The sequence below is a fragment of the Termitidicoccus mucosus genome (genome assembly GCF_038725785.1).
Classification (GTDB): domain Bacteria; phylum Verrucomicrobiota; class Verrucomicrobiia; order Opitutales; family Opitutaceae; genus Termitidicoccus; species Termitidicoccus mucosus.
In genome coordinates this window covers 2,734,743-2,756,144 of record NZ_CP109796.1, presented here as the reverse complement: position 1 = coordinate 2,756,144, position 21,402 = coordinate 2,734,743, and the positions used below count along the sequence as shown (strand labels likewise).

The following is a 21,402-nucleotide window of genomic DNA, read 5'->3' as shown; positions in this document are numbered from 1 at the left end:
TTCACTGATGAGACGCAGGCAAATGCCTTGGGGTAGGGCGAAGCCTCCGGCTGAGCCGCTGGCGCAACGCGGCTCGGCGAGGACGCCTCGCCCTACCTGCACGCTTTTTCTGAAAAATTTTCGGCTGTAGCTCATCAAGTTCAAACTCAAGGTTCACGGACGCAGGGATTCCAGCACGTCGAAGAAATGCGGGAAGGTCTTGGCGCAGCAGGCGGGGTTGTCGATGGTGAGCCAGGGGCGTCCGTCGCCGTGGAGGTCGTGGCAGCCGAGGATGGCGAAGCTCATGGCGAAGCGGTGATCCTCATAGGTTTCGACGGTCTGACCGGAAACGAGCGGGCGCGGGTGGATTTCGAGGGCGTCCTCGGTTTCGATGACGTGCTGGCCGAGGCGCGTGAGTTCGCGGGCCATGCCGGCGACGCGGTCCGTCTCCTGTTTGCGGGTGTGCGCGATGCCGGTGATGCGCGTGGCGCCGTCGAGCAGCGGCGCGAGCGCGGCGAGGGTAAGAAAGGTGTCGGAAAATTCGTTGAAGTTTTCCGTGACGGCGCGGCGGGGAGAGCCGCGGTCAAAGGCGGCGGCGAGGCCGCGCGCGGTGGCGGTGAGGGTCGCGCCGGCGCGGGCGAGCACGGAGGCGAAGCGCGTGTCGCCTTGCAGGCCGCCGTCTTCGTGGGAGCGGAGGCCGGGCAGGGTGAGCGCGCCGCCGGTGACGAGGGGAAGCGCGAGAAAGTAGCTGGCGGCGGTGGCGTCGGGCTCGACGGCATAGGCGCCGCGGGCGGCGGCAGGGAGTTGGTAGCGGTGTCCGCAGGCAACGCGGAGTCGGTCTTCGGCCGGGCGCTCGATGGAGGGCTGGCCGAATTGCCCCATGAGGCGCGCGGTCATTTCGACGAAGGGCCAGCGCACGCCGCCGTCGAGGGTGATGTCGATGCGGGAGGCGGCGAGGGGCGCGACCATGAGGAGCGCGGAAAGCATCTGGCTGCTTTCGCGCGCGTCGATGGCGACCGCGCTGCCGCGCAGGCCGCGCGCGCGGATTTCGACGGGGAAAAAGCCTTCCTCGCCGGTGCAGCGGATGTCGGCGCCGAGCGCACGGAGAGCCTCGATGAGGCCGCGCATGGGGCGCCTGCGCATCTGCGGGACGCCGTCGATGCGGTAAACGCCGGCGGGCGCGGCGGCGCAGAGCGCGGTGAGAAAACGCGCGGCGGTGCCGGCCAAACCGACGAACACCTCCACCGGCTGCGTCCGCGCCGTATCCTTGAAGGCGTTTTTCCGGCTGCCGACACGCACGGCGCCGGCGGCCTCATCGGTTTCGATGCCGAGGCCGAGCCGGCGGAGGGCTTCGGCCATGAGGCGGGTGTCGTCGCTGAAGAGCGCGCCGGTGAGCGTGACGGGTTCGTCGCAAAGCGCGGCAAGAAGGAGGGCGCGGTTGGTGAGACTTTTCGAGCCGGGCAGCACGACTTCACCGCCGACCGGCGCGGTGAAGGGTTTTATCGGAAGCTGAGCGGGAAGCGGCGGCATCGGGCGGATGGTTGCGAGTTGTTTTTTATACCGCGAAGGACGCGAAGGGTGCGAAGATTCGTGAGCCGGTTTCTCTCGGTGTTTGTTTTTTGCGGCTTTCGTGCCTTTCGCGGTTTTAATTTGTTTATAATTTCTGCTCGTGGCGCATGAGGGCGTAGTCCACGGCGTCGCGGAGGGCCTCCCAGCTGGCGTCGATGATGTTGTCGCTCACGCCGACCGTGCCCCAGTGCTGGCGGCCGTCGGTGGTCTCGATGAGCACGCGGGTGCGGGCGTTGGCGTGCTGGCGGCTGTCGAGGATGCGGACTTTGTAGTCGGAGAGGGACACGTCCTTGAGTTGCGGATACACGGGTTCGAGGGCGAGGCGAAGGGCCTGGTCGAGCGCGCCGACGGGACCGGTGCCCTCGGCGACGGTGTGGCAGGATTGCCCGTTGGCGGTGATTTTCACGGTGGCCTCGGCGACGAGTTCGTCTTTGCTGCGCTCAACGATGACGCGGTAGCTTTCGACGTCGAAATACTTGGAGCGGCGGCCGAGGTGCTTGGCGAGGAGGAGCTTCAGCGAGGCGTCGGCGGCCTCGAATTCGTAGCCGCGGAATTCGAGTTCCTTCAGCTCCTCGATGAGCTTTCTCATGGCGGGGGCCTTTTCGTCGAAATCGAAGCCGAGTTCGCGCGCCTTCATGGCGATGCTGCTGCGCCCGGCCATGTCGGAGACGAGCACGCGGGTGCGGTTGCCGACGAGGGCGGGGTCGATGTGCTCGTAGGAGGATTTGATTTTGCGGGCGGCGTTGGCGTGGAGGCCGCCCTTGTGCGCGAAGGCGGAGGCGCCGACGTAGGGGGCCTTGGTGTTGGGACGGAGGTTGGCGAGTTCGTCGAAGTAGAGCGAGAGTTCGCGAAGCTCGGCGAGCTTGGGGGCGCAGTGCGCGGAACGGTGCATCTTCAAGAGGAGGTTGGGCAGGATGGCGACGAGGTCGGCGTTGCCGGTGCGCTCGCCGTAGCCGTTGACCGTGCCTTGGACGAGGGTGGCCCCGGCTTCGACGCCGGCGAGGGAGAGGGCGACGGCGAGGCCGGAGTCGTTGTGGCAGTGGACGCCGACGCGTTCGGGGCCGAACTCGGCGACAACCCGGGCGGCGATGGTCTTGAACTCGTCCACGAGGGTGCCGCCGTTGGTGTCGCAGAGGGTGAGCACGGAGGCGCCGCCCTTGAGCGCGGCGGCGAGGGTGCGGAGGGCGTAGTCGGGATTGGTTTTGTAGCCGTCGAAGAAGTGCTCGGCGTCGTAGATGACTTCGCGGCCCTGGGCGGTGAGCCAGGCGGCGGAATCCTCGATCATGGAGAGGTTTTCCTCAAGGGAGGTCTGGAGGATATCGGTGACGTGGAGGGTCCAGGTCTTGCCGACGATGGTCATGACGGGCATGCCGCTGTCGAGGAGGGTGCGGAGCTGGAGGTCGTCGGACGCCTTCACACCGGCGCGGCGGGTGGAGCCGAAGGCGGCGAGGCGGGCGTGCTTGAGGCGGAGCGAGCGCGCCTCCTGGAAAAAGGTGATGTCGCGGGGGTTGGAGCCGGGGAAGCCGCCTTCGATGTAATCGACACCGAACTGGTCAAGGCGCTCGGCAATGAGAAGCTTGTCGGTTACGGAGAAGCTGATGCCTTCGCCTTGGGTGCCGTCGCGGAGAGTGGTGTCGTAGATGCGGACTGCGTGTGTGTGGCTGGTCATGGGGAGGGGCGAGATTTGGGGATGGGGGCGCGGGTGGCAAGGTGGCTTTTAGGCGGGGAGCGGCGGTGTTTCGCGGAACAAAGGGGCGCGGTTTCGTGTATAGGACAGGCAGTGTGTCCGCGTGGCGGACACGCGTTTTTGGGTTTCAGCAATCAACTCCTTTTTCCCGCTTCTCCCGTGAGCCCGTTTGTATCCGCGCGCCGGTTTAGTCGCTTCGCAATCATCCCGCTTGGCATCGTCATGTGGATTCTTGCATTTGGGCTGGCGGGGTGCGGTTCGGGAAAACGCCGCGGACCGCCGCCAGGCGGCGGCGAGGGCGGCCCGGGCATGATACGTGTGCCGGACATGGCGGGGGCAGGGGTGTTTTTCGGAGGGATGATCGCCGCCGACATCAAGCTCGGACCGGCGGCGCGGCCGGGCGCGGGCGGTGGAACGCCGGACGAGGGGAAGCGCGATTCACGCAAGGGTGGAGGCGGCCACCCAGAAGGAGGCATGGGGTTTGGCGGACCGCCGGGCAGCCGCATGGGCGGAGGTCCCGGCGGGGGAGGCGGCCCGGGAATGGGCGGTGGCGACGACGGAGAGCCGCGCGCAAATATCCGGGAGCAGCACAATCCGCCCGCGCGGATCGAGTTGCGGCTGGCCAATCGCGGCGACACGGCGGTTGTGGTCGAGGTGCTGGAGTTCAACTCGGCGCTGGGCAATTTTGCGGTGAAACCCGACCGCATCACCATCGGGGCCGGCACGGCTTTCGAGGCGGAGCCGATGACTTCGAGACTGGGTGTATCGGGTGAGTCGATTCCGATAAAAGTGCGTTTGCGCACGAATGGCACCGTGGAGGAGCAGACGCTGCTGCTGGGCGTGACCGAGCGACCGAGAGGGCCTGCGTCGGAGGCGTTAAAATAGCGGGCGCCGGCAATCGGATACGGGCGCATTGCAAATGGAGCCGTGGCCGATGCAATGCAACCCAATGGATTACATTCCCAGCCGGGCGGGGCGTATGCCGGGCTGAATCAGTCGGTTCCGCCGCTATTTACGGAGCTCTGCCTGGCGGCGAGAGGGGCGTTTGCATGGGCAGGGAAAGTCCATGCGGGCTCAGCGCGGGGCAAAGGGGTTGAAGCGGCGCTCGTTTTCGAGCGTGGTGAGCGGGCCGTGGCCGGGGGCGATGACGGTGTTGTCGGGGAGTTCGTCGAAGAGGCGGCGCAGGCTTTCCTCCATGCGGTGGCAGCAGAAAAAACCGCGTCCGGCCGAGCCCGCGAACAACAGGTCGCCCGAGACGAGGAGTCCGGCGGAATGGGGCAGCTTGGGGACGGTGATGTGGTAGCAGTTGTGCGCCTCGGCGTGGCCGGGGGTTTTCAGCACGCGGACTTCGAACTTGCCGAACCGCAGGCGCGCGGCTTCGCCGGCGGCGACGGGATTGTCCACGCCGGGCAGGGGAGGGGAGTCCTCGGGGCAGAAGACGGGCACGGGGCCGAGTTCGTCGAGCAGCGCGGCGAGGCCGCCGACGTGCTCTGTCTGCGCGTGGGTGATGAAGATCGCATCCAGTTTCTGGATACGCTTGGGCCAGACGCGGCGGAGCGCGGCGTGGCTCGCGCCGGTGTCGAAGAGAATGCCGGCGTGGCTGGAGCAGTCGGCGACGATGTAGGCGTTGGCGACGCCGATGCCGTGCGGGTTGCGCAGCGGGTAGAGGCAGAGCGGGAGCCCGGCGATGGCGGGCAGCGGGTAGCGGTTTTGCGCGAGCGAGAGGAGGCCGGCTTCGTTGAGCGAGAGCGAGGCGGCGAGGCGGCGGATTTCGTCGGCGGAGAGTTCGTTGCGGTAGTCGATGGCGTCGCGGATTTTTTCCGGCGCGACACCGGCGCGCCCGGCGAGCGCGTCGCCGGAGAGCTCGGCCCGGAGCATGGCCTTGTCGAGCACGTCGCCCAACTCGTCCTCAAGAGGTGCGAATTCGATTACCACGCGGCTCATAATGGCCGGACGCGGAAAAGTTGCACTGTCAAAATGGCATGGCAGGCCGCTTCGGGTGCAACTCAAAGTGAAGTCACCGCCGGAATCTTTCCTCTTTATTCTTTATCTTTCCTCTTTCTCCATGCCCGTTCCTGACGAAAGAGAAAGATAAAGAGGAAAGAAGAAAGAGAGAGTGACACAACTTTGAGTTACACCCGGCCGCTTCGGCGAATCACCGGGGTCGGGGAGTGCACGCGGGACGTGTGCGCTCCCCCGGAAACTTGCGCTCCGCTTTGAGCAAACCGGGCGTCGCAAGCGACGCCCCTACGAGGACTCCGCGTGTCGTCAGATGTGGATCGCCTCGCCGGTCGTGGCGGCGGCGGCTTCCATAAGGGCCTCGCTCAGGGTCGGATGCGCGTGGATGGTCTGGTGGATTTCGTCCACGGTGGCTTCCATCTCCACGGCGAGGCCGTATTCGGCGATGAGTTCCGTGGCCTCGGCGCCGATGATGTGCGCGCCGTAAATCTCGCCCGTCTTTGCATCGCTGATGACTTTCACGAAACCGTCGCTGTCGGCCGATGCGACGGCCTTGCCCGAGGCGGTGAAGGGAAATTTACCGACCTTGTAGTCGAGTTTCTTTTCCTTCGCGGCTTTCTCGGTGAGGCCGGTGCTGGCGACCTGCGGCTGGCAGTAGGTGCAGCCGGGGAAGAGTTTCACGCGCTTGGGCGTGCCGTGACCGAACATGCCGTTGACGGCGCTCACGGCCTCGAAGGTCGCGACGTGCGCGAGCCAAGGCGGGCCGATGATGTCGCCCGCGCCGTAGATGCCCTTGACCGTGGTTTGGTAGTCGTCGCCCACCTTGAGGAAGTTGCGGTCGAGCTCGGGCTTCACGTTGTTGGCGAGGACGCCGTCGATGTTGGCGACCACGCCGATGGCGGAGAGCAGCGTCTCGGCTTCGATCTCGGTTTTTTTGCCGTCCTTCGCGAGGTCCACCTTCACGCTGTTTTTGCCCACGCGGAAGTTCTCGCAAGTGGTGCCGGTGTGGATCGCGATGCCCTGTTTTTCGAGCGCGCGATGGAGCGTCTTCGAAACCTCATCATCCTCGACGGGGAGGATTTGCGGGAGCATTTCGACGAGGGTGACCTTGGTGCCGAGGGCGTTGTAGAAATAGGCGAACTCCACGCCGATGGCGCCGGCGCCGACGATGATGACGGATTTCGGCTGGTGCGTGGCGGCGAGGGCCTCGCGCGAGGTCATCACGCGCACGCCGTCGTAGTCGAGGCCGGGGATGTGGCGCATTTTGCAGCCGGTCGCGACGAGGATGTTCTTCGTCTTGAAAAATTTTCCTTTGTGCTCGCCCTCGGTGATGGAGACCATGCCGGGCGCGTTGACGAGGCCGCGGCCGATGAAGTAATCGACCTTGTTTTTCTTGAGCAGAAACTCGACGCCCTTGGCCATCTGGTTCGACACGCCGCGCGAGCGTTCGATGACTTTCGCGAAATCAAACGACACCTCCTTCGCGGTGATGCCGTGGATGTCGGATTTCTTCATTTTCTGGTAGAGCTCGGCGCTCTTGAGCAGGGCCTTGGTCGGGATGCAACCCCAGTTGAGGCAGGTGCCCCCGGCGCGTTCCTGCTCGATGCAGGCAACTTTTTTGCCGAGTTGCCCGGCGCGAATCGCACCCGCGTAGCCCGCCGGGCCTCCGCCGATGACGATGAGGTCGTATTCAGTAGTTTCAGCCATGGAGAGAATAAGTCGCCTGCATGGTCAGGGGCGCGGCGCGGCGGGTCAACGGGAAACACGGACGCTTGCGCGGCGCGGGCGCTTATTTTCACACCGGCTTCACAGGCGCTTGACGGTGACGAGCGTGCAGTCGTCCCGCTGCGGCGCGCCCTCGGCGAAGCGGGCCACCGATTCCATGATGTGGGCGTTGATCTCGCGCGCGCCGCGCTGGTGCACGGACTGGATTTCGGCGGCGAGGCGCCCGCTGGAGAATTCCGCGCCGTCCGGCGACACGGCCTCGGTGATGCCGTCGGTGTAAAGCATGAGCAGTTCCCCGCGACGGAAGGGGTCGTGGCGGTCGGCGATGGTGGCGTTGAAGAGTTCGTCGTCCACCATGCCGACGGCCATGCCTTCGGAGCCGATGAAGCCGCCCTGAAACGTCCCCGTCAGCCGGTCAACCTGCGCACAATAGGGAAGCTCGTGGCCGGCGCGCGCGATGGTGACTTCGTTGTATTCGATGTCGACGATGGCGAACACGACCGTGATGTAGAGCCCTTGGCGGATGTCGTCGCCGATCGTGCGGTTGAGCTCGGCGAGGATGCGCGCGGGCGAGTCGAAGCGCGGCGCGATCTGGCGAAGGTTGGTGCGGCAGATCGCCATGAGGAGCGAGGCCGCGACGCCCTTGCCCGACACGTCGCCGACCGCGATGCCGAGGCGAGTCTCGGAGAGCACGAACAGGTCGAAGAAATCGCCGCCGACTTTCTGCGCGGGCGAGTAACGCGTGTCGATGTCGATGCCCGGCATCCGCGGCATCGCGCGCGGGAGGAGCATTTGCTGGATGCTGCTGGCGAGGGTGAGGTCGAGGTCGAGCTGTTTCTTTTCGAGCTGGAAATTGAGAAACTCGGTGTTGTGCAACGCGAGCGCGGCCTGCTCGGCGAGGGATTGCACGAGCGAAAAATCGGTCTCGGTGAAAGGCAGGTTGTCGGCGGGGTTGGCCACGGCGAGCACGCCGAAGAAACGCCCGGTGAACGTGAGCGGCACGGCGATGAGCGACTTCACTTCGAGCGCGGGATCGTCGTGGGCGACGACGCGCGGGTCGGCCTTGGCGTCGGGGATGAACTCGCCGCGCCCGGTCGCCGCCACCGCGCCGACCACGCCTTCGCCGACGGGAAACACTTCCGATTTCAGGACGGCCTCGATGAATTTGGCGCGGGAGAGGTTTGAGTGTTTCAGGTATTCGGGCAGCGGGCGATGCGGCGGGAAAAGCCCTTCGAGCGCGACGCCGCGCATCGAGTCGTCCGGGCCCCGCTCAAAGATGCACGCGCTCAACGCCCCCGTGCACAGGATGGACGCGTGCACGATGCGCTGGTGCAAGTCCTCGCGCCGCGGCGTCTCGGCCATCGCCTCGGCCATGTGGTGCATGAAGTCCACGACGATCTGCGTCTCCTGGGTGACGACTTGTTTTTCCTCGTCCACGCGCACAAGTTCGCGTCGCGCGCGGTAGTAGAGCAGAGCCATGCCGGTCACGCCGAGGATGAGTCCTGTGAGGAAAAACCACATGAGGGAACGAGTAAAAAAACGGGGGGGGTGGTGATGGGAGCGGTTTTATTTATTTCCACAGGCCGAAGACGTTTCGACCCACCGCGAACATGTCCGGCCACACGCCGGACGCGCCCGCCGCGCGGAGTTCCGCCTCGCCGTGCGTGCCCGTGGTCACGCAATGGCACGGGAAGCCGGCGTTGAGGCCGGTCTGCACGTCATAGATGGAGTCGCCGATGAGACAGGCCGCGGCCGCATCGCAGCCGATGGCGGCGAGCGCGTGGGCGGTGAATTCGGCCTGCGGCTTCAGCCAGGGCGTGTCGGTCGCGCCGAAGATGCCGGCCAGCAGCGGCGTGATGCCGAGGTGGCCGCACACGATGCGCGACGACGGGCCGTGTTTGTTGGTGAGCACGGCGCAGCGCACGCCGGCGGCATTGAGCGCCTCCAGCAACTCGCGCGATCCGGGCAGCAACTCCACGCCGTCGAGCATGTTCTTGTCCCAGTAGGTCTTGTAAACCGGGATGGCCTGCGCGAGCAGCTCGTCGTGCCCGGCGAAAATGCGCGAGATGGCCACGTCCACGCCGGCGCCGACGGCGCGGTGCACTTCCTGCATGGTCGGCGCGGGCAAACCGAAGTGCCGGCGTGTGTGGCTGTGTGCGCGGTGAATCGCGGCAAAATGGTCGAGCAGCGTGCCGTCGAGGTCGAAAAAGACTGCCTTGCGTGGTGACATGTTGGAAAGCATCACTGATGAGCGTCGGGCGGAACAGATATTTTTTGATCTTGTTATAGATGCCGCCAGTATTAACGCAGCGATATCCTTCAAGCACGACGCCACATGAGCCGCTCCCAAGCAAGCATTCAGACCAACCCTGACAGCGGAGAGGCGTGCGTGAGCTTGAGCGGCGACTGGCAGATCACCGGCGTGTTGCCCTCATGGCCGCTTCTGGCCAAACAAATGTCCGGCGGCGACGGCGCCACCATCGCCGTCACGACGCTGGCCTTCGACATGAGCCGCGTCGGCGTGTGGGACACCTCGCTCGTGCTTTTCGTCAACGCCGTCCGCCAATGGTGCGGGGAGCAGGGCGTGCGGTTCAGCGACTCCGGCCTCTCGTCCAAGGTGCTCGCCCTGCTCGGCGATGTGTCGAAAACCAAGGTGCCGGACACCACCGACGACCACTGCCGCGATCTTCCGACCACGGTCGGCATGGCCACGCTGCATCTCATCGACCTGTCGGGCCAGTTGTGCCGGTTCGTCATCGAGTGCGCGCGCAGCGCGCTTTGGCTGGCCGCGCGCCCGGGCAAACTTCGCTGGCGGGACTGCGTGTTCGAGATGCAGCAATGCGGCGTCATGGGGCTGCCCATCGTGGGGCTCATCAGTTTCCTCACGGGGGTCATCCTCGCCTATGTGGCCTCCACCATCCTGCGGCAATACGGCGCGGACATCTTTGTCGCCGACTTCGTCTCGCTCGTGATGGTGCGCGAGATGGGCGCGATGATGACCGGCGTCGTGCTCGCGGGCCGCACCGGGGCGGCCTTCGCCGCGCAGATCGCCAACATGAAGGCCGGGGAGGAAATCGACGCGCTCATGACGCTCGGGGTGCGCCCGGTCGATTTTCTTGTCATCCCGCGCATCCTCGCGCTGGGCGTGATGATGCCATTGCTCGCGCTTTATTCCAATGCGCTCGGCATCCTCGGCGGCCTGGTCATCGCGATGGTGGTGCTCGACATCCCGGCGGCGGCCTACTGGGTGGAAATGCTCACGGCCATCGACCTCTCCGACATCGGCACCGGGCTGATCAAGGCCGTCACCTTCGGCATGATCGTCGGGATGGCCGGCTGCCTGCGCGGCTTGCAGGCGCAGCGCAACGCCGCCGGCGTCGGGCGGGCCGCCACCTCCGCCGTCGTCACGGCGATTCTCTTCATCATCATGAGCGACGCGGTCTTCGCCGTCCTCTTCAACTTCCTCGGCTGGTAATCCGCGCGCGCCTGACGATTCCCATGAGCAATCCCCGGACAACTCCCGCCGCCGCCCCCGCCGCCTCCGCGCCGGTTCCCGCCATCGAGGCGGTGAACCTCGCCTGCGGCTACAACGGGCGGGCGATTCTCGAGAACGTAAACTTCGCCATTCCGGAGGGGCAGATCTGCTTCATCGGCGGCGGCTCGGGCTGCGGGAAAAGCACGCTCCTCAAGCATCTCATCGGCCTTCAGCCCGCGATCAACGGCGACGTGCGCTATTTCGGCGAAAGCTTCGTCAACGCCCCTCCCGACCGCCGCCGCGAACTGCTCAAGACCTTCGGCGTGCTCTACCAAAGCGCCGCGCTCTGGAGCGCGCTCACCCTGCGCGAAAACATCGCCCTGCCGCTGGAGGAATACACCACGCTCGGCAAACGCGAGCGCGAGGAGATCGTCGCCTTCAAACTCGCGCAGGTCGGGCTCGCCGGTTACGAGGACTATTACCCGGCCGAAATCAGCGGCGGCATGAAAAAACGCGCCGGGCTCGCCCGCGCCCTCGCCCTCGACCCGAAGGTCGTCTTTTTCGACGAACCCTCCGCCGGCCTCGACCCCGTCACCTCGCGCAACCTCGACGAACTCATCCTGAAAATCCGCGACGCCTTCGGCACCACGCTCGTCATCGTCTCGCACGAGCTCGACAGCATTTTCGGCATCGCCGACCGCCTCATCATGCTCTCGCGCGAAGACAAAGGCATCATCGCCGACGGCCCGCCCGGCGACCTCGCGGCCGGCAGCCCCGACGGACGAGTGCGCGAATTTCTCCAGCGCTCCGTCCGCCCCGGCGCCGAGCTCCCCGCCGTGCGGCCGGTTGAAAACGACGGCGGGGGCGGGGCCTTTTATGACACCATGCCCGGGTTCTCGCGCTCCGCGTTCCCCGGCAATTTTCCCAAACCAAAACCATGAAAACCAAAGTCAGCCCCTCCCTGATCGGCATCTTCGTGCTCGGTGCGATCGCGATCGGCGTGGTGGCGCTGCTCTCGTTCGGCGGCGCCCGCTTCTTTTCGAAACCGCAGCAGTTCATCGTTTATTTCGATGAATCCATCCACGGCCTCGACGTCGGCTCCCCCGTCAAGCTTCGCGGCGTGCGCATCGGGCGCGTGGCCGACTTGAGCGTCAGCATGAACCGCGCGACCGGCGAGTCGGTCGTTGCCGTCGTTTGCGAGATCAACCGCAGCATGATCACCAACGAAAAGGGTGAGCCCGTGCAGGTCTCCGACGCGGATGATCTCGACCACATGATAAGCAAGGGCCTGCGCGCCCAGCTCGGCATCCTTGGGCTTGCCACCGGCCTGCTCTTCGTGGAACTCGATTTTCTCGACCCCGCGCTCTATCCGGCTTCGGCGTCCATGATGCCTTCGCCCAGCCACCTGAGCGTCGTGCCGAGCGTCCCGTCGGCCACCACCGAGCTTCAGTCCAGCTTCACCGAGTTGATCGCCAAGCTGAAAAGCGCCGACATCGGCGGCCTGCTCACCGACGCCCGCGCCACCATGGCCGCCATCCGTGCGCAAGTGGAAGGACTCCAGCTCCGCCAGCTCAGCACGGAGTGGACAAACGTCGCGAAAAACGTGAACACCCTCGTCGGCTCGCCCGAGGCGCAGCGTCTGTTCGCCGGCCTCGACCAGGCCGTCAGGCAGCTTTCCACCTCGCTGGCCAGAATCGAAAACCAGGTCGAGCCCACCGCCGCCGAACTCCGCGGAACGCTCGTCGAAGTGCGGCAGGCGTTGCGCAACATCAACGCCACCGCGGAATCCGCGCGCGATTTCCTCCATGGGCAAAACGGCCTGGGCGCCGATTTCGGCCGCGCCCTGCGCCAGCTCACCGATGCCGCCGCGTCGGTCGGGCTGTTCATGGACTTCCTCGAACGCAACCCGAACGCCCTCCTCACCGGCCGCCCGCCGCAGGAAAAACGCTGATGCCTTTCCTTCCGATTCTTTCCTCTTTATTCTTTCTCTTTCCTCTTTCTCCTCAAAACAGAGGTTTCCCGTCTGAGGAGAAAGAGGAAAGAGAAAGAATAAAGAGGAAAGAACTTGGAAAAATCTTCCTCTCTTTTTGCTCATCATGAAATCCTCCCTCATTTCCCGCGCCTTCGCCGTCGCACTGCTCGCGACGTTTCTCGGCGGCTGCTCGATCGTCCCGCAAGCCAAGGTCGATCCCACCCGCACCTACATCCTCGGCGTGCCGGCGGCACCCGGCGTGACGCCCGGTCCGGGCGCCCGCGCCCAAGTGAATATTCGCGCGCTCACGCTCGCCGGCTACCTCCAAGGCGTGAAAACCATGCTTGTCCGCCGTGGCGAAAACGAGATCGTCCCGCAGGTTTATGTCCGCTGGGCCGAGCCGCTCGATTCCGGCGTCGCCCGCATCCTCCGCGACAGCCTGATCGCGTCAGGCGCGGCGGCCGGCGTGGACGACCGCGCCGGCATGGGACGCGATGCCGATTGCGAGCTTTCCGTCTGGATACTCGCATGCGAAGGAGTGCAAAATCCCGACGGCACCCACGGAGTGCGGTTTGCCGCCGACTATGAAATCCGCTTCCGCGCCAACCCCGGAAAGACAGTCCGCCGCGCCTTTGCCGCTCCATCAGCCGTTTGGGATGGGAAGGATTTCGGCCAACTTGCGGCGCTCCTGAGCGTCTCCGTCGAAAAACTTGCCGCCGACATCGCCGCCGCCCTGAAGTAAACCCGTCAAAGAAATGCCGGGTGCCAGCCTGTCGTTTTCGCTCGGAATGTAACCCAATGGGTTGCATCGCCCCGATTTTAATCCTGTCTGAAATATTCCGATGGCTTGAAATTATATAATATAATGACAAGCAATGAGATAAAAACAATATTTTATCTTTACTTAATTAATGTCCTAACTATGTTTATTGCCTGTAACCATGAGCATCTCGACTACGACTCCGGCGACTTCGGAGTCAGCACAGGCAAACCATTCCACTCTCAATCTCGAACAAAGCAGCGCGGAGGATCGAATACGATGGGCGGTTGATGCCTTCGGCGACGGCCTCGTCATGACGACGAGTTTCGGTGTGCAGGCGGCGGTGATGCTGCACCTTGTCACGCGAATCGTCCCGGGCATCCCGGTCGTCTTCATCGACACGGGATATCTGTTTCCCGAAACCTACCGCTTCGCCCGCGATCTTACGGAAAAGCTCGGCCTGAACCTGAAAAAATACACGCCGCGCATGACCGCCGCCGAACAGGAGGCGCTCTATGGCAAGCAATGGGAGCAGGGAATCGAGGGCCTGAAGCGCTACAACGTCATCAACAAAATCGAACCCATGGACCGGGCCGTGCGCGAACTCGGCGCGACCGCGTGGCTCGCGGGATTGCGCAGGACGCAGGCCAGCACGCGCGGCTCCCTCAAGGTCGCCCAGGTCCAGAACAAAATCACCAAAATCCACCCCATCATCGACTGGGACAACCGCCGCGTGCACCAATATCTCACGCAGCATGGCCTGCCGTATCATCCGCTTTGGGAGCAGGGCTACGTCTCGATCGGCGACTGGCACAGTACGAGCAAGCTCCTCGACGGCATGCGCGAGGAGGACACCCGCTTCGGCGGACTGAAACGCGAGTGCGGCCTGCACGAAAACAACGGCGGCGACTTTCAGATCTAGGGCGCCGGATAAACGCGTGAGCGACTGGGGGCGCCGGCTTCCAGCCGGCAGATGATGCGCCGTGTCGCCGGATCGAGTGGCACGGGCGTCCCGCCCGTGCGACGGCGCTCCGCGCCGCCAAGGCCGGCAAGATGCCCGCGCGTTCGTCATGAACAAGTCGCTAGTAATAGCGGACTTAGTTGGTGGTTAATAGTTTAGAACGGGCAAAGTGTGGCAGGTTGTTGCGGGGAGGGGAAGCAAAAAACAGCATTTTTGGCAACTTCCTGTCAACCTTCCGGAGGGACTTGGACACGGGGCAAGCCCCTTATTTGTATTCAAATCATGGATACAAATTCCCATTCGCTGACAATGCGGGAATCCGCCCGGTTGGTCGAGCCCCATTTTTGTCCCGGTATTTTTGGGGTTTCCATAAGTTGCTGTTGCGTGCCAATGGCGCGGATTCTTCCGCCGGTTGCCTTCCCGTCGGTCGGGGTCTTCCCGGTGATGCGGAAAGGCGGTTGTCGCCGTTGGGAAGCCTTTTGAAGTGGTGACGGCTGTCCGGCGCGGGTGGTTTGCGGCCTTGGTGCGCGTGCGCCGGGTGGCGGCATCATTGCGGTGGCGGGCGTTTTTTCGATTCCGTCAGGCGAGTCGGTTTGCAGGGGGCGCGGCGTCGCATTCTTGGCGCGGAGCGTTCGCGCCGGTCGCGCCAAAGGTGGCTTGAGTTTGGGGCAGGCGCGTCCGGCGGTGGATTGCATGGACGGGCGGCGGGAAGAAACGGAAACGCCGGCCAGCCAAAAGAGGCGCGCAAGCCGGTGGGCTGGCAACGCCAGCCCTGCGCGGGTCGCGGTCACGAGGCGTCTGCCGTGTTCTCTTTGTGCTGGCAGCGGCCAGCGAACCTCCGCGCCCCAGTAGTTGCCGGATCGGGTGTCGCGTGCAAGGTGGAGAGCGAAGCGGACCTTGCACGCGACGCCACAATCGGCAACGGGGCGCGATGTGAGGAAATTCCCAATCCGCAAGGTCGGCCATCCCGCAAGGGAAACATGACCAAAGTGAGCCTGCGCCGGGGCTCCCCTCTCTCTTCCTTGGGTTTCCCGAACCGGGGTCATGCGAAGTCGAACATTTGCTGTCCAAGCGCGGCTTTGATTTGCTCGGCTTTCTCCGGCGTGGGCGGTTGTCCCTGTTGTGCGGCGGTGGATGCGATGAGAGCGGTTGCGAGCGGCATCATCGTTTCATTTTCGTTCCCGTTTTCGGATTGCGGCGCGTCTGTCTGGTTTTGTGCGGCGGCAAGTCCGGCGAAGAGATGGAGGCGTCCCCGGAAAACCCAGTGGATGTTCCGCCATGAGGCGAAGAATTTCATCGCGAGGGTGTTGCCGTGGACAATCTCGACTGGGATACCCCAGAGGGTGGTGTTGATGAAGCACATGTCACAGGCGGTCTTGCTGATGTCGATGGCGGTGACCCGCAAACGGCAGCGGTTCTCCGGTGAGAGCGCCTTGGCGTAGGCCAGGATCATCGCTCCCGCGCCGCAGGCCGGTTCGCAGAGCGTGACGGGGCCTTCTGGCGGCAGCGATGAGTCACCGGCAAGCATGTGGGCGATCATCTCGCAGATGTTCTGCGGGGTGTGAAACTCGCCATTCCATTTCTGCCCTTTATGGGAGAGGGCCAGTTCCATGTAGTGACCGCCGAGCAAGTCGGTGAAGGGCTGGGCCTCCATTTCCATGACCAGTGCTGCAAGGGCGTGGCTGAAAATTTCCAGTTCGTCCCTGTTCCAGCGTTTGGCCTCTTCGAGGTATTCGGTTTCACGGGTGCCGTGCGCGAGTGCGCAAGCGGCCAAAGATGCGAATGCCGTGAACACCTCGTGCGCGTCGTGGCGGCGGATGAGTTGTTCGAGCAACGACCTGAAGGTCGGGGTTTGACTCGTTTTCATGCGACGCGGCTTTCGTTGCTGAAGTGCAGTTTGCGGTCGTCGCCGATATAGAGATCGACTTCGCCGAAGGACTCGCTGGCGCGGGTGAGTTGCTGCATGGCGAACTCGGCGGACTCGTCGTTCACAGACTCGTCGAAGTAGCCGCTGCCGTGACCGCAGCGCGTGAGCCAGAAATTGTGGCCGTTACGCTCGTCGTCGAGATGGCACAGGTCGGTTTTGCACTCGCGGCAGAATTGTGAGCATTCCGCCCATGCGCTCACCAGCGAGGCGATGGCGATGTCCTCAATGGTGTGGGTGGCGTCGAAGTATTTTTCGTTGTCGTCGCGGGAGGTCCACAGCGCGGCATTTAGGTAGCCGTGCAGAAAGCGGAAGGGCATGGTTTCGCCAGCCTCGATGTGGTGGAGAAGCTCCCGGTGGACGGAGGCGCGCTTGCGGCCTTGGGGCAGGTGGAGTGTTTCCAACACGCAGGTCGTTTCGGTTGTCATGTGATTTGGCGCAATCAGGCGCAGTCCGCTTCCGGCGACATGCCGGGTTGTCTCGGCCTTGCCCGATTCACGTCGTTCCGAGGGCACACCCAGTCAAAGGACGCCGGAGCAGGTGCGGAGGCGTCCGGTGTGGAGCGCAGCCCGAGCTTGCGAGGGCGAGCAATACATTGACGGGTGTGACACAATTCGGAACACGCAGCAGGCAAGGGTTTTAAGCGTGGTGCCGATGGAGCGCGCGGATGCGCCGGGGGCTGGCGGGAGTCGCATCATTGCCGCGCGGCTTCCGCCGGTGATTTCGCCATCGGTGGCGTCGCAACCACGATTGACGCCATCCTGAAGAATGGGGCCGGGCCGGAACGCCAGCAATGGAGGCTTCCTTGGAATGGCTTTTAGAGCAGTCCCTGTTGGTGGAAGGAAAAGTATCCGACCTTGAGGGGATCGGCATTGACATCACCGACGATCACGTGGTCCACGAGGTCGATATCGAGAATCCTTGCGGCTTCCTTCAGGTCACGGGTGACGCGAATGTCCGCAGTCGAGGGGGCCGGGTCCCCGCTAGGGTGATTGTGACTCAAGCACACGCCGGTGGACCCCGAGAGGATGGCTCCACGGAACACTTCCCGGGGCGAGGTCAGAGTGGAGGTTGCCGTTCCAAGCGAGATGAGGTGCCGTCCCAACGGATGGTTTTTTCGATCAAGATAAACACAGTAGAACGCCTCTTGCAGCGGGCTCTGCTCAAAGGCGGAGTTGAGGTAGGCGACGACAAGTGCCGGCGTGTTAAGGGCGATTGCCTCGCCAGGGGAGACGAGCGAGTAGGTCAGTTTTGCCTCGAAGATACGCATGTTTTTTAGCGGAATCGCGCGGAAGTCCGTTCCCCGGCCCCGTGCCGGAGTTGTCTCGGCTCTGCCCGATTCACGCCGTTCCGAAGGCACACCCAGTCAAAGGACGCCGGAGCAGGTGCGGAGGCGTCCGGTGTGGAGCGCAGCCCGAGCTTGCGAGGGCGAGCAAGACATTGACGGGTGTGACACAATTCGGAACACGCAGCGGCAGGCGGTGCTAACGCGGGGTGCCGGTGGAGCGCGCGGATGTGCGATGCGGTTTTTCGCGATTGTATTCAGATATTAAATACGGGCTCGCGCCCGTCCGGCGTGATTGTCCGCGCGCGGCTGCCCGGATAAAAAACACGACGAAGGCGGATGCCGCCGCGCCGTGCGCGGAGCCGCCGGATGCCGGTCAAAGCCAGCGGTGGTCAAGGGCGTCGCTGTTGCCGAAAAGCCGCCACGCGAGGTCGTGCACCAGCGAGTGGCCGCAGTCAAAGTTCCCTCCCTCCACAGGGATGGCCTCGCGACGCGAGTCGTATCGGATGGCCAGCGCCTTGGCCGCGCTCCAAGTGATGCGCAGCGGCTTGTTTTCGCGCACGGTGTAAAGATCCAGCCACCGGCACGTGCCGCTCCTGCTGATGTGGCGGAGGAAGACGTAAACGGTGTCGCCGACCTTCAGGTAATTCTTGCGGAGTCTTTCGATGGCCTGGGTGCTTTCGGTTCTGGCGAGGTCGCGTTTGATTCGAGCCTTTTGATTCATGTTCGGAAATGAAATCAGGCGCAGTCCGTTCCCGGCGGTGTGCCGGGTTATCCTCGGCTCCGCCCGATCTCGTCCGCCCGGACTCACATCGAGTCAAAGCCCGGCTGCGCGGGTCGCGGACGGGCGGTGTGGAGGCGAGCGCCAGCGAGCACGACATTGACCGATGTGATAGGGTGAGAAGACGACGGGCAGGGCAGATTTCTTAATGTCCGGTGGCGTGTCACGCGGCCATTGTCCGCATTTCCGGCGAAGCAAAATGCGGAGTGATTTTCCGCGCCAAGGGAGCATGGACGGCGGCGGGCGGAGGCGCGCAAAAAAGAGGGCACCGCTTCACCGGCGGCGCGCGAACACCCGCGCCCCGCCGCCGACCGCCGGCGTTCTGGCTCCCCGTCCGTGCGCCGGTGCGTCTCCGCGCCTCACGAGGTCGCGCCGCGCCACAAGGCACGCAGGGGCGCGGCGCGATTTCGTGTTGGTCGGGCGATGCGGGCAGGCTCAGTGCGAGCGCGCCCGTGCGGGTTGCGCGCGCCGCCGGAAATCCGGGTATTTGGAATGTGGATACCGCCCCTATTTCTTTTCGCGCGCCTCCGGTAGGCTGCGGTCATGCAAGGCCCGAAAAAATCATTGCCGACTGAGGCAAGGGGAGAGGCGTGGTGCTCAAAAAGAACGCAGGTGCGTTCCGGGTGGGCGCGGCCTATCCGCATTATCCGCGCGCGTGTCGCGAGGGAGGTGCTGCCATGCTGACGGCCAAGCCGCAACTGAATCTGTCCAACGCGGCGGGGTATTTCCGCGAGCATCTGGCGACGGGGGACTACTACATGGACGGACACGTGGTGCGCGGCGAGTGGCGCGGTATCGCCGCGTCCATGCTCGGGCTCGACGGCATCGTGGACGAAAAAAATTTCCTGGCGATGTGCGAAGGTCAGCATCCGGAAACCGGACAACTCTTAACCATGCGGCGCAACACGACCCGTCGCGAAGACGGGCACACGGTGTCGAACCGGCGCGTCTTTTATGACTTCACCATATCGCCGCCGAAGTCGGTTTCGGTAGTCGCGCTTTGGCAGGATGCCCGGATTATCGCACTGCACGACAAGGCTGTCCGCGTGATGGTCGATGAACTGGAAAAATTCGCAGAAACGCGCGTGCGCAAGGATGGCGAAAATGGCGAGCGCGTGACCGGCGGCATTGCCGCCGCGCTGTTCCGGCATGACACCAGTCGCGAACTCGATCCGCATCTGCACACGCATTGCGTGGTGTTCAACGCGACCTACGATTTTTGGGAAAAGGAAGCGCGCTTCACGCGACGGGCATGTATCGGGCGCAAAAATTTGCGAAATCTTTACTATCATGAGATGGCGAAGGGCTCGCAATTCGGCTGAAATCGTCAACACGCCGACCGGGTTTGGAGAGATTCAGGGGTGCCGGAGGCGTGGATCGCCGGTTTTCCAAACGCATCAACAGATCGATGCGGAGACGAAAAACGCATCGGAGGAAGGTCTGCGGCAACGGCAGGCCTGCGCGCAGGTCGCGCAGGACAAGCGGCGGCGTAAAATCAAAAGCGCGTGCGCGGAAAAACTGCGTCCGCGCTGGGCCTCGGAAATGCCCGCCTCCGAACATGAGGCGCTGGCCAAACTGGAGCCGGCGCGGCTGCCGCCTCCGCTGCCGTCGGTGGCCCCGGAAAAATGCGGGCTGCCCGGGTTTGTCGCGTGGGCGGACGAGCACCTGTTTGAGCGGCGTTCGGTGGTCGGCGACTACGAGCTGATGTCGGCGGCTCTGGCTCGCGGGCGCGGTCAAAAATTTTCCCTGGAGGACTTGGAAAACGAGCTGGCGAAACGCGATTACATCCGCGACGCGAAGTCGCGCAAACTGACCAACCGCGAGGCGCTGGTGTGCGAGTTTTCCCTTGTGCTCGACGCGCAGAACGGGATGCGAAGCCATGCCGCGTTCAACGCGGGGTATCAACCGGCGGAGTCGTTATCGGCGGAACAGCGCGGGGCGGTGCTGCGCATCCTGCGCAGCCGCGATTTTATCACGGTGTTCCAAGGGGCGGCGGGAGTGGGGAAAACATTTGCGGTGCGGGAGGTCGTACGGGGCTTGGAGGCGGCGGGGCATCCCGTGCGCGTGTTCGCGCCGCAACACCAGCAGGCGGCGGACTTGCGTCGCGACGGCCTCGCCTCGGCGGACACTTTGGCAAAGCTGCTGGCGGGAGGGCGGACGGTGCGGAGGGCACGCTGCGCGCGGCGGTCGTGATTGTCGATGAGGCCGGGCAGATCGGCGGGCGTGACATGCGCGCGCTGGTTGACCGCGGGCTTGCGGCGGGCGGCTGATCCTGTCGGGCGACACACGGCAGCAGGGCGCGGTGGTTGCCTCGGACGCTGCGCGCCATCGAGGAGCACACGAATTTGCAGACGGTGCATTTGAAAAAATCCGAAGGCAGGACCCGGAGGCGGTGGCATCGCGGGAAGAAAAGGCGTTTGTGCGAAAATACCGCTCGGCGGTGAAGGCGGCGGAGGGCGGCTGGCGCTTCATTCGACTGGATGCAATGGGGTGCATTCGTGAACTCGATGCCGGCGAACGCATGGTGGAACTGGCACGCGAATAGGGAGGCGCTGGATCGCGAACGGGTGCTCGCCGTCGCGCAGACTTGGGACGATGTGCGCGCGGCCAATGACGCCATCCGTACGCGTCTGCGTGAAACCGGAAAACTGGGCGCGGGCAGGCGGTGGCGTCGTGGCAGTCGGCGGACTTGAGCGAGGCGGCGCGATGCGCGCTTCTACACGCCGGACGCGGGGTTTTGTTCATTCGGCTACGGCGTTTCAGCGGGGCGATTGGTGCGAGGTCACCGATGCGCGAGCACGGCGTGACCTTGCGCAAAGACGGGCGCACCACGACCGTGAGCTACAAATGCGGACCGCTTTGTCGTCACCAAGACGAATGAATTGGAACTGCGCGCGGCGACCGCTTGCAGATGAAGTTCAATGGAAAATCCGCCGAGAGTGAGGCGATCCGTAACGGCGAACTGGTCACGTGCGGCGCGTGATGGACGGCGCATCCGCGTGCGTGATGACGCGGAGTCTCGAAAACGCTCGCGGCGACGCAGCGGATGTTTGTGGCGGCTACGCGGTCACCTTCGCCTCGCAGCAGGCAGACCGTCGATACCGTCGCGTGCTCGCGCCCATGATGGCAAGCGATGACCGCCAGCAATGTATGCATATCGCGGGCGCGGCGGAAGATCGTCGTGTTTACCAGCGACAAGGAGGCGCTGCGCTGAACGTCGAGCGCGAGTCCGACCGCGAACTGGCGCGTCCATCAAGCCCGACGAGGCGACCGCCGAGGCTGGCGCCAGAGACTCAAGGAGGCGTTTCAGCACCAGTTGTCGTTG

Annotated in this window: 20 protein-coding genes; 9 read left to right on the top strand and 11 right to left on the bottom strand. The window is 64.3% G+C overall.

Going from position 1 to position 21,402, the window contains the following annotated elements:
* Positions 1 to 153: 153 nt before the first annotated feature.
* On the bottom strand, positions 154 to 1,509 hold the full coding sequence (aroA, locus tag OH491_RS09595) for a 3-phosphoshikimate 1-carboxyvinyltransferase (RefSeq protein ID WP_068771602.1): 1,356 nt from the start codon (positions 1,507 to 1,509) through the stop codon (positions 154 to 156).
* 124 nt (positions 1,510 to 1,633) lie between these two features.
* Entirely contained in the window at positions 1,634 to 3,217 is a 1,584-nt protein-coding gene (gene cimA / locus OH491_RS09590) for a citramalate synthase (RefSeq protein ID WP_068771603.1), read from the bottom strand.
* A gap of 177 nt (positions 3,218 to 3,394) precedes the next feature.
* Between cimA and OH491_RS09585 the strand changes: the two genes are divergently transcribed.
* Positions 3,395 to 4,120 (top strand): hypothetical protein, encoded by a 726-nt coding sequence (locus tag OH491_RS09585; protein WP_334319505.1) that lies wholly within the window; start codon positions 3,395 to 3,397, stop codon positions 4,118 to 4,120.
* A 189-nt stretch (positions 4,121 to 4,309) separates the two neighbouring features.
* Here OH491_RS09585 and OH491_RS09580 read toward each other — a convergent pair whose 3' ends face one another.
* From OH491_RS09580 to OH491_RS09565, 4 genes are all read right to left on the bottom strand, one after another.
* Positions 4,310 to 5,179 carry an MBL fold metallo-hydrolase gene (locus OH491_RS09580; RefSeq protein ID WP_334319506.1) on the bottom strand — a complete coding sequence of 290 codons (870 nt, stop codon included), beginning with the start codon at positions 5,177 to 5,179 and terminating at the stop codon, positions 4,310 to 4,312.
* Positions 5,180 to 5,503: 324 nt separating this feature from the next.
* On the bottom strand, positions 5,504 to 6,901 hold the full coding sequence (lpdA, locus tag OH491_RS09575; protein ID WP_068771605.1) for a dihydrolipoyl dehydrogenase: 1,398 nt from the start codon (positions 6,899 to 6,901) through the stop codon (positions 5,504 to 5,506).
* Positions 6,902 to 7,000: 99 nt separating this feature from the next.
* Entirely contained in the window at positions 7,001 to 8,440 is a 1,440-nt protein-coding gene (locus OH491_RS09570) for a PP2C family protein-serine/threonine phosphatase (protein ID WP_068771606.1), read from the bottom strand.
* Positions 8,441 to 8,489: 49 nt separating this feature from the next.
* Positions 8,490 to 9,149 carry an HAD family hydrolase gene (locus tag OH491_RS09565; protein ID WP_068771686.1) on the bottom strand — a complete coding sequence of 220 codons (660 nt, stop codon included), beginning with the start codon at positions 9,147 to 9,149 and terminating at the stop codon, positions 8,490 to 8,492.
* 105 nt (positions 9,150 to 9,254) lie between these two features.
* Between OH491_RS09565 and OH491_RS09560 the strand changes: the two genes are divergently transcribed.
* From OH491_RS09560 to OH491_RS09540, 5 genes are all read left to right on the top strand, one after another.
* On the top strand, positions 9,255 to 10,394 hold the full coding sequence (locus tag OH491_RS09560; protein ID WP_068771607.1) for an MlaE family ABC transporter permease: 1,140 nt from the start codon (positions 9,255 to 9,257) through the stop codon (positions 10,392 to 10,394).
* A 23-nt stretch (positions 10,395 to 10,417) separates the two neighbouring features.
* Positions 10,418 to 11,335, top strand: coding sequence for an ATP-binding cassette domain-containing protein (locus OH491_RS09555; protein ID WP_068771608.1), 918 nt, complete (start codon positions 10,418 to 10,420; stop codon positions 11,333 to 11,335).
* The gene (locus OH491_RS09550; protein WP_068771609.1) at positions 11,332 to 12,345 is read left to right on the top strand and encodes an MlaD family protein; all 1,014 of its coding nucleotides are present in this window, start codon (positions 11,332 to 11,334) and stop codon (positions 12,343 to 12,345) included. Before OH491_RS09555 ends, OH491_RS09550 begins: the two co-directional genes overlap by 4 nt.
* Positions 12,346 to 12,490: 145 nt before the next feature.
* Entirely contained in the window at positions 12,491 to 13,108 is a 618-nt protein-coding gene (locus OH491_RS09545) for an ABC-type transport auxiliary lipoprotein family protein (protein WP_145928950.1), read from the top strand.
* 199 nt (positions 13,109 to 13,307) lie between these two features.
* Positions 13,308 to 14,048, top strand: coding sequence for a phosphoadenylyl-sulfate reductase (locus tag OH491_RS09540; protein ID WP_068771611.1), 741 nt, complete (start codon positions 13,308 to 13,310; stop codon positions 14,046 to 14,048).
* 1,081 nt (positions 14,049 to 15,129) lie between these two features.
* On the opposite strand, the gene OH491_RS09535 is transcribed toward OH491_RS09540, so the two are convergent.
* From OH491_RS09535 to OH491_RS09515, 5 genes are all read right to left on the bottom strand, one after another.
* On the bottom strand, positions 15,130 to 15,954 hold the full coding sequence (locus tag OH491_RS09535) for an N-6 DNA methylase (RefSeq protein ID WP_342751006.1): 825 nt from the start codon (positions 15,952 to 15,954) through the stop codon (positions 15,130 to 15,132).
* A complete protein-coding gene (locus OH491_RS09530; RefSeq protein WP_068771613.1) occupies positions 15,951 to 16,439 on the bottom strand; it encodes a hypothetical protein in 489 nt (162 codons plus the stop codon). The genes OH491_RS09535 and OH491_RS09530 overlap by 4 nt, the downstream gene beginning before the upstream one ends.
* Positions 16,440 to 16,532: 93 nt before the next feature.
* On the bottom strand, positions 16,533 to 16,805 hold the full coding sequence (locus OH491_RS09525; protein WP_145928951.1) for a hypothetical protein: 273 nt from the start codon (positions 16,803 to 16,805) through the stop codon (positions 16,533 to 16,535).
* 23 nt (positions 16,806 to 16,828) lie between these two features.
* The gene (locus OH491_RS09520; RefSeq protein ID WP_068771614.1) at positions 16,829 to 17,281 is read right to left on the bottom strand and encodes a JAB domain-containing protein; all 453 of its coding nucleotides are present in this window, start codon (positions 17,279 to 17,281) and stop codon (positions 16,829 to 16,831) included.
* Positions 17,282 to 17,672: 391 nt separating this feature from the next.
* Positions 17,673 to 18,020 (bottom strand): hypothetical protein, encoded by a 348-nt coding sequence (locus tag OH491_RS09515; protein WP_068771615.1) that lies wholly within the window; start codon positions 18,018 to 18,020, stop codon positions 17,673 to 17,675.
* 734 nt (positions 18,021 to 18,754) lie between these two features.
* On the opposite strand from OH491_RS09515, the gene mobF reads away from it, so the two are divergent.
* From mobF to OH491_RS09500, 3 genes are all read left to right on the top strand, one after another.
* A complete protein-coding gene (mobF, locus tag OH491_RS09510) occupies positions 18,755 to 19,399 on the top strand; it encodes a MobF family relaxase (protein WP_342751005.1) in 645 nt (214 codons plus the stop codon).
* 220 nt (positions 19,400 to 19,619) lie between these two features.
* Entirely contained in the window at positions 19,620 to 20,270 is a 651-nt protein-coding gene (locus OH491_RS09505; protein WP_342751004.1) for an AAA family ATPase, read from the top strand.
* A 287-nt stretch (positions 20,271 to 20,557) separates the two neighbouring features.
* Positions 20,558 to 20,770: a hypothetical protein gene (locus OH491_RS09500; protein ID WP_342751003.1), complete on the top strand. Its 213-nt coding sequence runs from the start codon at positions 20,558 to 20,560 to the stop codon at positions 20,768 to 20,770.
* Positions 20,771 to 21,402 lie beyond the last annotated feature (632 nt).